General features: G+C 73.4%; 14 protein-coding genes and 3 pseudogenes. 1 reads left to right on the top strand and 16 read right to left on the bottom strand.

Going from position 1 to position 13597, the window contains the following annotated elements; translation table 11 throughout:
- Window positions 1-47 precede the first annotated feature (47 nt).
- The 12 genes and pseudogenes from trpA to CITRIK5_RS04055 form a co-directional block, all read right to left on the bottom strand.
- Entirely contained in the window at window positions 48-854 is an 807-nt protein-coding gene (gene trpA / locus CITRIK5_RS04110) for a tryptophan synthase subunit alpha (RefSeq protein WP_159833121.1), read from the bottom strand.
- Window positions 851-2176 carry a tryptophan synthase subunit beta gene (gene trpB / locus CITRIK5_RS04105; protein WP_159833119.1) on the bottom strand — a complete coding sequence of 442 codons (1326 nt, stop codon included), beginning with the start codon at window positions 2174-2176 and terminating at the stop codon, window positions 851-853. Before trpB ends, trpA begins: the two co-directional genes overlap by 4 nt.
- A 29-nt stretch (window positions 2177-2205) precedes the next feature.
- Window positions 2206-3012, bottom strand: a complete 807-nt coding sequence (gene trpC / locus CITRIK5_RS04100; RefSeq protein WP_159833117.1) for an indole-3-glycerol phosphate synthase TrpC — start codon at window positions 3010-3012, stop codon at window positions 2206-2208.
- 5 nt (window positions 3013-3017) lie between these two features.
- A complete protein-coding gene (locus CITRIK5_RS04095) occupies window positions 3018-3341 on the bottom strand; it encodes an HGxxPAAW family protein (RefSeq protein WP_159833115.1) in 324 nt (107 codons plus the stop codon).
- Window positions 3342-3466: 125 nt separating this feature from the next.
- A complete protein-coding gene (locus tag CITRIK5_RS04090) occupies window positions 3467-4072 on the bottom strand; it encodes a Trp biosynthesis-associated membrane protein (RefSeq protein WP_036338648.1) in 606 nt (201 codons plus the stop codon).
- Window positions 4072-5622: a chorismate-binding protein gene (locus CITRIK5_RS04085; protein WP_044658969.1), complete on the bottom strand. Its 1551-nt coding sequence runs from the start codon at window positions 5620-5622 to the stop codon at window positions 4072-4074. Before CITRIK5_RS04085 ends, CITRIK5_RS04090 begins: the two co-directional genes overlap by 1 nt.
- Window positions 5619-5999, bottom strand: coding sequence for a phosphoribosyl-AMP cyclohydrolase (gene hisI, locus CITRIK5_RS04080; protein WP_036315375.1), 381 nt, complete (start codon window positions 5997-5999; stop codon window positions 5619-5621). Before hisI ends, CITRIK5_RS04085 begins: the two co-directional genes overlap by 4 nt.
- Before the next feature lie 44 nt (window positions 6000-6043).
- Window positions 6044-6814, bottom strand: coding sequence for an imidazole glycerol phosphate synthase subunit HisF (gene hisF / locus CITRIK5_RS04075; RefSeq protein ID WP_049146869.1), 771 nt, complete (start codon window positions 6812-6814; stop codon window positions 6044-6046).
- Between the two features lie 46 nt (window positions 6815-6860).
- The gene (hisG, locus tag CITRIK5_RS04070; RefSeq protein ID WP_036315380.1) at window positions 6861-7709 is read right to left on the bottom strand and encodes an ATP phosphoribosyltransferase; all 849 of its coding nucleotides are present in this window, start codon (window positions 7707-7709) and stop codon (window positions 6861-6863) included.
- 53 nt (window positions 7710-7762) lie between these two features.
- A complete protein-coding gene (locus CITRIK5_RS04065; protein WP_010078767.1) occupies window positions 7763-8026 on the bottom strand; it encodes a phosphoribosyl-ATP diphosphatase in 264 nt (87 codons plus the stop codon).
- Window positions 8027-9228: 1202 nt separating this feature from the next.
- Window positions 9229-9343, bottom strand: a pseudogene (locus CITRIK5_RS04060) (IS481 family transposase); the annotation flags it as partial.
- A gap of 113 nt (window positions 9344-9456) precedes the next feature.
- Window positions 9457-9846, bottom strand: a pseudogene (locus tag CITRIK5_RS04055) (transposase); the annotation flags it as partial.
- Between CITRIK5_RS04055 and CITRIK5_RS04050 the strand changes: the two are divergent.
- Window positions 9830-10300: pseudogene (locus CITRIK5_RS04050) on the top strand (integrase core domain-containing protein); the annotation flags it as partial. The pseudogenes CITRIK5_RS04055 and CITRIK5_RS04050 sit on opposite strands and share 17 nt — an antisense overlap.
- Before the next feature lie 266 nt (window positions 10301-10566).
- Here CITRIK5_RS04050 and CITRIK5_RS12320 read toward each other — a convergent pair.
- The 4 genes from CITRIK5_RS12320 to CITRIK5_RS04030 all read right to left on the bottom strand — a co-directional run bounded on the left by CITRIK5_RS12320 (window position 10567) and on the right by CITRIK5_RS04030 (window position 13562).
- Window positions 10567-10698, bottom strand: a complete 132-nt coding sequence (locus CITRIK5_RS12320) for a hypothetical protein (RefSeq protein ID WP_020624531.1) — start codon at window positions 10696-10698, stop codon at window positions 10567-10569.
- A 418-nt stretch (window positions 10699-11116) separates the two neighbouring features.
- Window positions 11117-11599 carry a 6,7-dimethyl-8-ribityllumazine synthase gene (gene ribH, locus CITRIK5_RS04040; protein ID WP_036383758.1) on the bottom strand — a complete coding sequence of 161 codons (483 nt, stop codon included), beginning with the start codon at window positions 11597-11599 and terminating at the stop codon, window positions 11117-11119.
- Entirely contained in the window at window positions 11596-12909 is a 1314-nt protein-coding gene (locus CITRIK5_RS04035; protein ID WP_020624533.1) for a bifunctional 3,4-dihydroxy-2-butanone-4-phosphate synthase/GTP cyclohydrolase II, read from the bottom strand. The genes ribH and CITRIK5_RS04035 overlap by 4 nt, the downstream gene beginning before the upstream one ends.
- Window positions 12906-13562 (bottom strand): riboflavin synthase, encoded by a 657-nt coding sequence (locus CITRIK5_RS04030; RefSeq protein ID WP_063189646.1) that lies wholly within the window; start codon window positions 13560-13562, stop codon window positions 12906-12908. Before CITRIK5_RS04030 ends, CITRIK5_RS04035 begins: the two co-directional genes overlap by 4 nt.
- Between the last annotated feature and the right edge of the window lie 35 nt (window positions 13563-13597).

The raw sequence follows: 13597 nt of genomic DNA, 5'->3' as shown, positions 1-13597 counted from the left end.
GGGTGCGAGGGCGGCGGGGGACGCCAGGGAGGCCAGGGCGGTCATGCTCAGCCCTCCCGGACGGCGCCGGCGGCGAGCTCGCGGGCGAGGGCGCCCACGGCCTGCGGCCCGCCGTCCGTCAGCGCGCGCACCAGGGCCGTGCCGACGATCGCGCCGTCGGCGTAGGCGCCGATCTCGCGGACGTGCGCCGCCTGGGAGACGCCGAGGCCGACGCACACGTGCTCCGCCCCGGCATCCTGAGCCCGGCGGACCACGGTCTCGGCGACGGTGGACACCGCGTCGCGGGTGCCGGTGACGCCCATGACCGACACGGCGTACACGAAGCCGCGGGAGGAGTCGACGGTGAGGCGCACCCGCTCGTCCGTGGACGAGGGCGCGGTGAGGAACACGCGGTCCAGGCCGTGACGGTCCGAGGCCTCCATCCAGGCGCCGGCCTCCTCGGGCACGAGGTCAGGGGTGACGAGACCGGCGCCCCCGGCCTCCGCGAGGCGGCGCGCGAACTCGTCGACGCCCATGCGGTCCACGAGGTTCCAGTAGGTCATCACCAGCACCGCGGCGTCGGTGCGCTGGGTCACCCGTCGGATGATGTCGAAGACGTCGGCCACGCGGAAACCCGCCTGCAGCGCCGTCTGGGTCGCGGCCTGGATCACGGGGCCGTCCATCACGGGGTCCGTGTAGGGCAGGCCCAGCTCGATGACGTCGGCGCCGTTCTCCGCGGCGGCGACGACGGCCTCGACGCACTCGTCCACGGACGGGTAGCCGGCCGGCAGGAAGGCGACGAGGCCGGTGCGGCCGGCCGCCTTCGCGGCGTCCAGGGCCGCGGCGGTCTTGGAGTGCACGGTCATGCCGGTCACTGCTCCTCTCCGGGGGTCATCTCCTCGAGCGGGTCCTTCTCCTCCGCGGCCGTGCCGAGGCCGAACCAGGCCGCCGCCGTGGCGACGTCCTTGTCCCCGCGGCCGGAGAGGTTCACGATGATGATCCGCTCCTCCCCCTCCGGGGCGTCCGGCCCCACGAGGCCCTCGTCCGCCCAGCGGCGGGCCAGGCGCAGCGCACCGGCCAGGGCGTGGGCCGACTCGATGGCGGGCGTGATGCCCTCGGTGCGCGTGAGCCGGAGGAAGGCGTCCATGCACTCGGTGTCCGAGACCGGCTCGTAGACGGCGCGGCCCGTGTCGTGCAGGAAGGCGTGCTCCGGGCCGACGGCCGGGTAGTCCAGGCCGGCGGAGGTCGAGTGGGAGTCGATCGTCTGCCCGTCCTCGTCCTGCATCAGGTACGTGCGGGCGCCGTGCAGCACGCCGGTGCGTCCGAGCGTGATGGACGCGGCGTGGCGACCGGTCTCGAGGCCCTCGCCCCCGGCCTCGAAGCCGTAGAGCTCCACCTCAGGGTCGTCGAGGAAGCCGTGGAACAGGCCCATCGCGTTGGACCCGCCGCCCACGCACGCCGCGACGGCGTCCGGCAGGCGGCCGGCCTGCGCCAGGATCTGCTCGCGGGCCTCTTCGCCGATCACGGAGTGGAAGTAGCGCACCATGGCGGGGAACGGGTGCGGGCCCGTGACCGTGCCCATCAGGTAATGCGTGTTGTCCACGGAGGCGACCCAGTCCCGCAGGGCCTCGTTGATCGCGTCCTTCAGGGTGCGGGCGCCGATCGCCACGGGCACCACCTCGGCGCCGAGCATCTGCATGCGCGCCACGTTCAGGGCCTGGCGGCGGGTGTCCTCCTCCCCCATGTACACGGTGCACTCCATGCCGAACAGCGCGGCCGCCGTCGCCGTGGCCACGCCGTGCTGGCCGGCGCCGGTCTCCGCGATCAGACGCGTCTTGCCCATGCGACGGGCGAGCAGCGCCTGGCCGATCACGTTGTTGATCTTGTGCGAGCCGGTGTGGTTGAGGTCCTCGCGCTTGAGGAAGATGCGCACCCCGGGGGTGTCCGCGGCGAACCGCGGCACCTCGCTCAGCAGGGAGGGCCGGTTCACGTAGTCCCGGAACAGGGTCCGCAGCTCGGCCTCGAAGGCGGGGTCCTGCCGCGCCTGCTCGTAGGTGCGGGTGAGCTCCTGCAGCGCGGCCATGAGGGACTCGGGCATCCACTGCCCGCCGTAGTCGCCGAAGTAGGGTCCGGCCTGACCCTGATAGGGCCCCTCGAACTCGATCGCGGGCTCGGTGCTCGGACGGTCGGCGCTCATGGCGACCACGCTCCTCGGGTCTGGTTCGGTCAGCGGACGGTGAGGGACGCGGCGCGGAACGCGCGCAGCGCCTCCTCGGGGGCGCCGTGGCGCACGAGGGCCTCGCCCACGAGCACGACGTCGGCGCCCGCGGCGGCGTAGGCCTTGATCTGCTCCTCGGACTCGACGCCCGACTCGGCGACCCGGACGACGTCCTCGGGCAGCCCGTCGGCCAGCGCGGCGTAGCGGGCCGGGTCGACGTCCAGGGTCTTGAGGTTGCGCACGTTGACGCCGAGGATGCGGGCGCCGGCGGCGACGCCGCGCTCGATCTCCTCGGGCGTGTGGGCCTCCACGAGGGCGTGCATGCCCAGGGACTCGGTGAGCTGCAGGAAGCCGGCCAGCTCGGCGTCATCGAGGGCGGCCACGATCAGCAGGACCAGGTCGGCCCCGTGGGCGCGGGCCTCGTGGATCTGGTACTCGGTGACGGTGAAGTCCTTGCGCAGGACCGGCAGATCGACGGCGGCGCGCACGGCGTCCAGGTCGGCCAGGCTGCCGCCGAAGCGGCGGGCCTCGGTGAGCACGGAGACGGCGCTGGCGCCGCCGCGCTCGTACGCGCGGGCCAGGGTGGCCGGCTCGGGGATCTCGGCGAGCGCGCCCTTGGAGGGGCTCGCCCGCTTCACCTCGGAGATCACCCGGATCCCCGCGGGGTCGGTGCGTCCGCCGAGCAGGGCCGCGTGGGCGTCGCGCGGCACGGGGGCGGCGGCCACCAGCTCGGCCAGGCGCGCCTCGGGCAGGGCACGGCGACGTGGCTCGAGGTCCTCGCGGACGCCGTCGATGATCTCCTGGAGGACGGACACGCGGATCAGTGACCGTGCTGGCCGCGACCCGCGCGGGCCTTGCCGGCGACGATGCCCACGACGACGCCCACGGCCATCAGGGCCAGGCCGATCCACACGACGACGCTCCAGTCGGCGAGCAGGCCGACGCAGCCGGCCACGAAGCCGACGAGCACGAGCGCCACCATGGCCCACGCGCCGGGCGAGTTGCCGTGGCCGGGCAGCTCGAGGTGGGTCGGGTCGTTGAGCACCAGGCCGTCCTCGGTGACGACGACGTCCTCGACGGCGCCGCGGCGGGCGGCGCGACGGGTGGTGGGCTCGGTGTGCGCGGTGTTCGCGGTGTGGCTCATGGCTGTCCCTCACTGGTGCGTGGTGTACATGACGACTGTCCCTCATTGTGCCATGCGGGCACGGGGCCGGGCCCGCGTGACCCGGGACGACCCGGGCGGTGCGGGGCGGTCCGAGAGACGGGCACTCACGTGGGGTCGTTGCCGCGGGACAGCTCGTCCCACGCGTCCATCTGGTCCACGCGCCGGCGCTGGGCCGCCTCGCGGGCGGACTGCGCGGGCTGCTCCCCGGCGGCGGCCGGGCCGGGCTCGGAGGCCGCAGGCGCCTTCTCGTAGCGCCGGGACGAACGCCAGCCACGGCCCGCCAGTGCCGCCACGACGCCGCACAGCGCCGCGAGGACGCCGCCGGCCGCCGCGACCCACGGCCACGCCGTCACGGCGTAGTCCTGCGCGAGCGCAGTGGTCCCGGTCGCGTCGGCGACCGCGGCGGCCGCCGTCGTCGCCGGATCCAGGGCGGCGGTGACCGAGGTCGAGGCGATCACGACCCCGGCCAGCGCCATGAGCACGCCGACGATCACGGCGCCGAGGCGCCGGGCGGTGGTCAGGGCGAGGGCACCGGCCATCACGACCAGGGCCATGGCGGTGGCGACGGGCGCGGCGGCGCCGCCCGACGTCGTCGCCTCGGAGGCGATCCCGCCGGACAGGCCCGTGGCGGTCACCCAGGTGCGGCCCGCCGTGAGCAGCACGAGCGCGCCGGCGGCCAGCGCGGCGAGGACCACGGTGCGGCGGCGCATCACGCCTGCCCCAGCTCGCCCGCGGTCAGCACGGACCGCAGCGGCGCCGTCGCCTTGGTGACGGTCTCGGCGGTCTCGGCGTCGGGATCGGAGTCGGCGACGATGCCGGCGCCGGCCTGCACATGTGCCTGGCCGCGGTGCAGCGTGGCCGAGCGGATGTTGATCGCCATGTCCATGTTGCCCGCCAGGTCGAAGTAGCCGACGACGCCGCCGTAGGGCCCGCGCTCGGTCGGCTCCCACTCGTCCAGCAGCTGCAGGGCGCGGGGCTTCGGGGCACCGGACAGCGTGCCGGCGGGGAAGGCGGCGCGGAGGACGTCGAGCGCGTCGACGTCGTCGCGCATGCGGCCCTCCACATGCGAGACCAGGTGGAGGATGTGGCTGAACGCCTCGAGCTCCATGAACTGGGTGACCTCGACGGTGCCGGGGCGGCACACGCGCGAGAGGTCGTTGCGGGAGAGGTCCACGAGCATGAGGTGCTCGGCCCGCTCCTTCTCGTCCTCCACCAGGTCCTTGCCGAGGAGGCGGTCGTCCTCCTCGGTGGCCCCGCGCCGCCGTGAGCCGGCGATCGGATGGGTGACCACGCGGCGGTCCCGCACGGTGACGAGCGCCTCGGGCGAGGAGCCCACGATCTCGTACGGCTCCCCGTCCGGGGTCTCGAAGGAGAAGAGGTACATGTAGGGGCTCGGGTTCACCATGCGCAGGACGCGGTACACGTCCAGACCGGCGGCGTCCGTGGTGACCGAGAGGCGGCGGGAGACGACGGCCTGGAACACCTCGCCGTCGCGGATCGCCCGCTGGGCCTTCGCGACGGCCTCGCGGAAGCCTTCGGCGCCCCACCGGTCCTCGGCCTGGGCGGCGACCTCGTCCGCGTCCGCCTCGAGCCAGCGACGCGGGACGTCGCTGACCGGGTCCGCTGCCGGGGCGGCCAGGCGCTGGACCATGGCGTCCAGTCGGGCGAGCGCGTCGTCGTAGGCGCGGTCCGCGCCGGTGGCCAGGCCGTTGCCGTTCACCGCGTTGGCGATCAGCGTCACGGTGCCGTCCAGGGCATCGTGCACGGCCAGGTCGGTGACGAGGTTCATCGCGAGGTCGGGCAGGCCGAGGTGGTCCTCGGGCGGGTGCGGCAGGCGCTCCCACGCGCGGACCGTGTTCCAGCCCAGGAAGCCGGCCATGCCGGAGACGAGGTGCGGCAGAACGCCTCCGACCTCGGCGCGCACGTCCGTGCGCAGCAGGCGCAGGCATGCCGCGAGCACGTCCAGGGCGCGGCCCTGCGTGGGCAGCCCCTCGGGCGGGGTGCCCTGCCAGTGCGCCTCGCCGTCCCGCGAGGTCAGGGTGACGGATGAGCCGGCCCCGATGAAGCTGTACCGGGACCACGCCGCGCCCGGGGTGGCGGACTCCATCAGGAAGGTGCCGGGGCGGGAGCCGGCCAGGCGCCGATGGATCGCCAGCGGCGTGAGGCCGTCCGCCAGCACCGTGCGGACCACGGGGATCACGCGGGCGGTGTCCGCCAGACGCAGGAACTCCGCACGGGAGGGAGTGGTGGCGGCGGTCATCGGGCGGCCTCCTCGGGGTCGACGGCGGCCGCCGGCATGACGATCTCGCGGCCGGTGAAGCAGGTGCGGGTGCCCGTGTGGCAGGCGGGGCCGGTCTGGTCCACGGTGAGCAGCAGGGTGTCGCCGTCGCAGTCCGCGTGGACCGCGCGCACCCGCTGCAGGTGGCCCGAGGTCTCCCCCTTGCGCCACAGCTCGCCGCGCGAGCGGGACCAGTAGGTGGCCCAGCCGGTCTCGAGCGTCGCGCGCAGGGACTCCTCGTTCATCCACGCCATCATGAGCACCTCGCCGGTGCCCTCCTGCTGGGCGATGGCGGGCACCAGGCCCCGGTCGTCGAAGGTCACGGTGGCCACGAGGTCGTCGGGCGGGGAGATGCTCATGGAGGTCCAGTCTAGGGAGCCGGAGATGGGCGTGGCCGACGGGGTCAGCGGACGGTGTGCCCCGCCTGCCGCAGGGCGTCCTTGACGCGGGCGAGCATGTCGTCCGGGCCGAAGTGGAACAGGGAGGCGGCGAGCACCGCGTCCGCACCGGCCGCGACGGCGGGCGGGAAGTGCTCGGGCTCGCCGGCGCCGCCGGAGGCGATCAGCGGCACCCGCGTCACGGCGCGCACGTCCCGGATCATCTCCAGGTCGAAGCCCTCGCGGGTGCCGTCCGCGTCGATCGAGTTGAGCAGGATCTCCCCCACCCCGCGCTCGGAGGCCTCCCGGCACCAGGCGACGGTGTCGATGCCGGTGCCCCGGCGGCCGCCGTGGGTGGTGACCTCATAGCCGGAAGCGCATCCCGGGTCCTCCGTGCGCCGGGCGTCGAGGGAGAGCACGAGGACCTGGGACCCGAAGCGCCGGGTGATCTCCGTGATCACCTCGGGCCGGGCCACGGCCGCGGTGTTGACGGAGACCTTGTCCGCCCCCGTGCGCAGCAGCCGGTCCACGTCCTCGACGGTGCGCACGCCGCCGCCCACGGTCAGCGGGATGAAGACCTCCTCTGCCGTGCGGGTCACGACGTCGTAGGTCGTGGCGCGGTCCGAGGTGGAGGCGGTGACGTCGAGGAACGTGATCTCGTCGGCGCCCGCGGCGTTGTAGCGGCGAGCGAGCTCGACCGGGTCGCCCGCGTCCCTCAGGTTCTCGAAGTTCACGCCCTTGACCACGCGCCCGGCGTCCACGTCCAGGCAGGGGATGACACGCACGGCGAGGCTCACGTCGGCTCCTTCGTCTCGGGGGGCTCGGGCGGGACGGCGCGGGCCGTCAGAGGCGGATCGCGTGGATCGCGGAGATCAGGATGCCGCGGGCGCCCAGGGCGTACAGCTCGTCCATGACGCGGTTGGCGTCCGGCTTGCGGACCATGGAGCGCACGGCGACCATCGTCTCGTCCCGCAGCGGTGAGACCGTCGGTGACTCCAGCCCCGGGGTGACCGCGGTGGCCGCCTCCAGCAGGTCACGGCGGATGTCGTAGTCGATCATGACCCAGCGGCGGGCCACGAGCACGCCCTTGAGGCGGCGCAGCAACACGTCGAGGCCCTCGGGGCGCTCCCCTGCGCGGCCGATCAGCACGGCCTCCGAGTCGAGGATGGGCTCGCCGAAGACCTCCATGCCGGCGGCGCGCAGAGTGCTGCCGGTCTCCACGACGTCGGCGATCGCGTCCGCCACGCCGAGCTTGACGGAGGACTCCACGGCGCCGTCGAGGTGGACCACCGTGGCGTCCAGGCCGGTGCGGGCCAGGTAGTCGGAGAGCAGGCCGTCGTAGCTCGTGGCGATGCGCTTGCCGGCGAGCTGCTCGGCGGAGGTGAAGGAGCCGACGGGGGCAGCGAGACGGAACACGGAGCGGCCGAAGCCGAGCGCCATGATCTCCTCGGCGGTGTCCCCCACCTGCGCGTCGCAGAACAGGTCGCGGCCGGTCAGGCCGACGTCGAGGGTGCCCTGGCCGACGTAGACGGCGATGTCCCGGGGACGCAGGTAGAAGAACTCGACGTTGTTCTCGGGGTCCACGAGGACGAGCTCGCGGGAGTCCCGGCGTTGCCGGTAGCCGGCCTCGGTCAGGATCTCGCGGGCGGACTCGGACAGGGCGCCCTTGTTGGGCACGGCGATGCGCAGCACGCGTCGGTCTCCTCGGGGTGCGGTGGGGCGGGCGGGGAACGGGGCCGGCGGCCTCAGAGGTGGCGGTAGACGTCCTCGAGGCTGATGCCGCGGGCGATCATCATGGTCTGCACGTGGTACAGCAGCTGCGAGATCTCCTCGGCGGCGGCCTCATCCGACTCGTACTCGGCGGCCATCCAGACCTCGGCCGCCTCCTCGACGACCTTCTTGCCGATCGCATGGACGCCGGCGTCGATCTGGGCCACGGTGCCGGAGCCCTCGGGGCGCTCCTGCACCTTGCGCGTCAGTTCCGCGTACAGCTCGTCGAAGGTCTTCACGGCACCACCCTAGCGACCCGGCCCCTCCAGCCTGGACCGCAGTCGGTCATTGTGACGGACGGGACGGCGAGGCCCTCGCCACGCGCTGCACATGTGAGCCCACGTGGGACGTGCCGGCCGCTCAGCGTCCTCCCCCTCCCATGTCTGCACGTTCCTTCACTCCCATCGGGGCACGCGCGCGAGGCGGCCGTGGACGTGGGGATGACGGGCTGAACGTGCCCGTCCGGTCCGCACGCATGGCCCGGGCGACCTCCGACAGGTGGGCACGACACGCTCGTTTCTGACCCCAGCGACGACACCGCTCCTTGCACACCTGAGACACCACCAGGTCGATCACTGCCCCGAACCCCGCCCGGGCCCACCGCACCAGATCTCTTCCGCGACGCACACATCCATCTCGTCGACTGTCCACGCGTCCGGGCCTCGGGTCCAGGCCCTGGAGGTCACCGGCGGGCGGCGCGGCCGCGCCCACGTCGCCGACGGGGAACAGGAATGATGCGGCGAGAGGATCTGGGGGTAGCCGTCGTGGCCCTCCTCCCCCTCCCGGACGAGGAGCAGAGCCCCGCGCTCGGACCCGCGAACTGGAGCATGACCCACCACGATGAAGGCGACCCATCCCGTCCCGCACACCGAGTGAGCGCCCGGTTGCAGCGAGCGCAGAAGATCCTCTCCCGCTGGCGGGTGGCCACGGGCAATGCGGTGGAAGGCATGGAATGGGAGCGGGATCCCGGTGATGCGCAGCTCGTGGAGATGGCTCGGCTGCCCAGCAGTGCCGAGCTGCCCAGCGCTGGAGCCTGGCTTCCGGGGCTGGAGATCCTCATGGGCCTTCGTCGCAGACCTGGTGCCGGGCCCCCTCAACCACCGGCTCGCCACGTGCTCGTTCTATCGGGAGAAGGCTTCGGCGCCCGTCCCCTCGGCGCGTCGCCATGCTCGCCCTGACGTGAGCCGACGTTCGTGGGTGCGGGGCGTCGGCCGACTCCCACGGGGGTGGCCTCACACGCACCCGACGGTCTGTCCCACCACGTCTCAGACCCTCCGACACTTCTGTCCAACAGCTCGGTTTGGGACCGTTTCTGTGGACTTGATCAGTAAGTGGCGTGCTTCTGTGAGTCAGTAGGTGGCGCTAGCCGGTGACCAAGGTGCTGGCGGCAGCTTCGATGACGTCGTCGGTGATGGTGTCGAGTTGGTTGATCTTCAGGACNGCCGGCTCACCCGGAACTCGGCGGCCACGTGGGACTGCGGGATCCCGTCGTGCAGGTGGCGGTGGACCATCCTGAGACGGCCGGTCGGGGTCAGGGGTGCGTTAGCGTGAGTCATGAGCGGGTCTCTTCTGGCAGGTGGGTTGTTGAGGAACTTCCATCCTGCGGGAGAGGCCCGCTCGTCTCATCTCAGCCCGTACCCCGTGGCAAGAACCTCATGACCCACAACACCTAGGGCATGTCTGACAATCGTTTGGACCATGCGATCACAGCATTCAGGACCACAGCGGACCGGTAGACGATCGCGTACTTGTCATACCGGGTCGCCAGGCCCCGCCACTGCTTCAGGTGCGCGTACTGGCGCTCGATGACATTGCGGCCCTTGTAGGCGGCCGCGTCGAGGCCAATGGGGCGCCCGCCGCGGGCACCGCGCCGTCTGCGGTGGCCCTGCTGGTCGGCCGGTTCAGGGATGACCGCTTTGATCCCACGGGCGCGTAGGTGGGTGCGGATCGCCCGGGAGGAGTACGCCTTATCGCCCAGCACGGCCTCGGGGCGGGTCCGGGGCCGCCCTACTGGCCGGGTCACGCGCAGCTGCTCCAGAAGAGGAAGCAGCATCGGGGACACCTATCTGCACTCGGCGATCGACGGGTTCACCCGCCTGGCGTACACCGAGGCGTTGGAGGACGAGCGGGCGGCCACGACCGTGAGCTTCTACTGCCGGGCGAGGGCGTTCTTCGCCGCCCACGGGATCCGGATCGACAGGGTGATCACGGACAACGGCAACAACTACCGGGCCGCGGACTTCACCGCCAAGGTGGTCTCGCTCGGGGGCCGGCACCACCGGATCCGCCCCTACACCCCGCGCCATAACGGGAAGGTCGAACGCTACAACCGGCTGATGGTCGATGAGGTCCTCTACGCCCGCCCGTATACCTCAGAGCAAGCTCGGCGTGAGGCCCTTCAGGTGTGGGTGAACCACTACAACTATCATCGGCCTCATACCTCCTGCGGAGACGCCCCTCCGGCCTCACTGGCACCGACCCGAGTCAACAACGTCATGCCCTCCTACAACTAGGGCTTCGATGACCGCGGCCTGGCTGGGCGTTGCCGGGTTCGTGGCGGCCTCTCGACGCACCGCGTCGCGGATCGCTTCGGGCACTCGCACGTTCAGGGCCACGGTCGGCGCCCCACGCCGCGCCAGGGGCGCATACCCACCGGCCGGGTCCGAGGTCGTTGCCGGTTCTGCGGGGATCACCGCTCCGGGAGCCGGGGTCTGGGGGGCCGGGGTGGGCTTGCGTCGCTGTGCTCGCAGACTCAGGTCGGGCTCAAGCTGCTTCTCGTTCATGCGGTGATCCTTTCGAAGATGAGGCCGGCCAGGTCGGCGTAGGCGGAGGCGACGGGTTCGCGCTTCTCATAGTGGCCCAGCCAGTCGCAGGCCAGACGTGCACCGGGGACGATGGAGCGGGCCGGCACCAGGGGGGTGAGCAGCAGCCCGGTCTCGCGCAGCTCCCAGCAGGGCCATGGACTGTTTGAACGCGGCCACGCTGCGGCAGGCTCCGTGCACCCCGACGCAGTCGTCCGAGGCGGGGCGGGCCGCATAGATCACCCGTCTGCGGCGGTGAACGCGTTGGGGGTCAACGGCCCGCCCTGACGGTCGGGGCAGTGGACGACGAGCTGTGGATGCCGCGAGCGAGACGAAGGGCGGGGGCTTCGCGTCTCCGCCTCTATCGTCGGGTCCCCGCGCCCTCCGGCCGACCCCATCCATGACGGCGCGGGGCTGCCGGCGTTCCGGACGGGCCCGGTTGACCGGCCTGCGATCACCCCACCGGCCCCGGGGACAGGGTCCACGTCGAGAGCAGCCGACCCAGCAGGCAGCCCCGCCCGGCCACCCTCAGTCCCGTGGCGTGACCGAGCGCAGCGCGAGCTCGGTGAGGACGGCCGCCTCGAGGGCCTCGCGTCCCTTGTCCTCTCGGGATCCGGGCAGGCCCGCCCGGTCGCGGGCCTGCTGGTCGGTGTCCACGGTGAGCACGCCGAAGCCCACGGGAACGCCGGTGCGCACCGAGACCTCCGTCACGCCCTGGGTCACGGACTGGCACACGTAGTCGAAGTGCGGGGTGTCCCCGCGCACCACGACGCCGAGGACCACGACGACGTCGAATCGCTCCGCCAGCCGCGCCGCGGCGACGGTGAGCTCGACGGTGCCGGGCACGCGCACGAGCACGGGCTCCAGGCCCAGGTCGGCCGCGGCGGCCTGCGCCCCGGCGATCAGCCCGTCCATGATCTCCGTGTGCCACTGGGCGGCGACGATCGCCACGTTCAGGCCGCTCGCAGCGGCGGGGTCGGGGGTGAAGGTCGGGGCTCCGGCGCCGCTCATGGGGTGTCCTCCTGGTGGGTGGGGTGGGTCGGGTCGGTGGTCGGGTCATCGGCCGGCGTGGCGGGGCCGCCGGTGGCCGTCGGCGGTTCGAGCACGCGGTCCGCCAGGGCGTGGGCCATGCGGTCCCGCTTGGTGCGTAGGTAGACGACGTTGTGCTCGGTGACGGGCGTGGGGGCCGGGACACGCTCGACGACGTCGATGCCGGCCGCCCGCAGCCCCGCGACCTTCGCGGGGTTGTTGGTGACCAGGCGGATGCGCCGATGGCCGGCGGCCGTGAGGACGGCGGCGGCCCCGGCCCAGTCGCGCGCCTCGGCGGGCAGACCGAGGGCGAGGTTGGCCTCGACGGTGTCCATCCCCTCCTCCTGGAGCCGGTAGGCGCGGATCTTGTTGGCCAGGCCGATGCCGCGTCCTTCGTGGCCCCGGAGGTAGAGGACGGCGCCGCCCTCGGCCGCCGCGCGGGCGAGGGCGTCCTCGAGCTGGGGGCCGCAGTCGCAGCGCAGGGAGCCGAGCACGTCGCCGGTGAGGCACTCCGAGTGCACGCGGACGGTGAGGGGACGCTCCGGGTCGGTCTCCCCCGCCACGAGCAGCAGGTGCTCGGCCCCGGTCTCGGCGTCCACGTGCACGCTCACGCGGAACAGGCCGTGCCGGGTCGGCAGGGTGGCCTCGGCGGGGACGGCGGTCAGGGTCGGCGTCGTCTCCTCCAGGTGGGCCACGAGGTCCTCGATGGAGATCAGCACGAGGCCGTGCTCGTCGGAGAACTCCCGCAGGGCGGGCAGGCGCATCATGGTGCCGTCGTCGTGGACGAGCTCGGCGATGGCGGCCACGGGCGCGACGCCGGCCAGGCGGCACAGCTCGACGCCGGCCTCGGTGTGGCCGCGGCGGGCCCGGACGCCGCCGGGGACGGCGCGCAGAGGGAACACGTGACCGGGCCGGGTCAGGTCACCGGGGGCGGCACCGGGGTCGGCGAGCACGCGGAGGGTGCGGGTGCGGTCGGCGGCGGAGATGCCGGTGGTGACGCCGGCGGCGGCGTCCACGCTCACGGTGTAGGCGGTGCCCTTGGGGTCCTCGTTGACGGTGGTCATGGGCGGCAGGGCCAGGCGGTCGGCCAGGCCGGCCGGCAGGGGCGCGCAGATGACGCCCGAGGTGTGGCGGACGGTGAAGGCGGTGACCTCGTCGGTGGCCAGGGCGGCGGCGTAGATCAGGTCGCCCTCGTTCTCGCGGTCGGCGTCGTCCACGACGACGACGGGCCGGCCGGCGGCGATCGCGGCGATCGCCGCGGGGACGGGGTCCAGACGGATGTGCTCGCTCACGGGCGGGCCTCCTCGGTGGGTGCGGCGGGGGCGGACGGGATGAGCGCGAGACGCTCGGCGTACCGGGCGAGCACGTCGGTCTCGAGGTTGACGCGGTCGCCCGGCCGCAGGGCGCCCAGGGTGGTGGCCTCGAGCGTGGCCGGGATGATGCCGATCTCGAACCAGTGCGCGGCCGCGCCCGGGTCGGAGACGGCGGTGACGGTGAGGGAGACGCCCTGCAGGGCGATGGCCCCCTGCGCGGGGACGTAGCGGGCCAGGCGGGCGGGCAGGCCGATGCGCAGGGTGGTCCAGGCCCCGTGCGGGGTGACCGCGAGGACCTCGCCGGTCCCGTCCACGTGGCCCTGGACCACGTGCCCGTCCAGGTGGTCGGTGGGGCGCAGGCAGCGCTCGAGGTTGACCCGGTCCCCCGGGGCGCGGTCGCCGAGGCTGGTCATCCGCAGCGTCTGGCCCATGAGGTCGGCACGGAACACGCCGGGGCGCTCCGTGGGTCCGTCGAGGGCCGTGAGGCACACGCCGTCGACGGCGAGCGAGCCGCCGGCGGGCAGCCCGTCGAGGGCGCGGCCGGCGTCGAGGGTCAGCAGGGCGGTGTCGGCGGCCGCGTCGTGCTCGAGGGCGACGACGGTGCCGAGATGGGTGACGATGCCGGTGAACACTCAGTCCTCCTGGAAACGGGTCGGGGCGGGGGCGG

Origin of the sequence: Micrococcus sp. 116, from assembly GCF_902506395.1 — a bacterium.
GTDB classification, from domain to species: domain Bacteria; phylum Actinomycetota; class Actinomycetes; order Actinomycetales; family Micrococcaceae; genus Micrococcus; species Micrococcus luteus.
Note: the sequence above shows the minus strand (reverse complement) of the source record. Positions and strands in the feature narration are given on the sequence as shown.

Coding starts and splice junctions, on each gene's coding strand:
- CITRIK5_RS04090 (WP_036338648.1), bottom strand. CDS start 4,072: ATGCGCCGCCGCACCGTGGTCCTCGCCGCGCTGGCCGCCGGCGCGCTC.
- ribH (WP_036383758.1), bottom strand. CDS start 11,599: ATGAGCGGCGCCGGAGCCCCGACCTTCACCCCCGACCCCGCCGCTGCG.
- CITRIK5_RS04095 (WP_159833115.1), bottom strand. CDS start 3,341: ATGAGCCACACCGCGAACACCGCGCACACCGAGCCCACCACCCGTCGC.
- hisI (WP_036315375.1), bottom strand. CDS start 5,999: ATGAGCATCTCCCCGCCCGACGACCTCGTGGCCACCGTGACCTTCGAC.
- trpB (WP_159833119.1), bottom strand. CDS start 2,176: ATGAGCGCCGACCGTCCGAGCACCGAGCCCGCGATCGAGTTCGAGGGG.
- CITRIK5_RS04085 (WP_044658969.1), bottom strand. CDS start 5,622: ATGACCGCCGCCACCACTCCCTCCCGTGCGGAGTTCCTGCGTCTGGCG.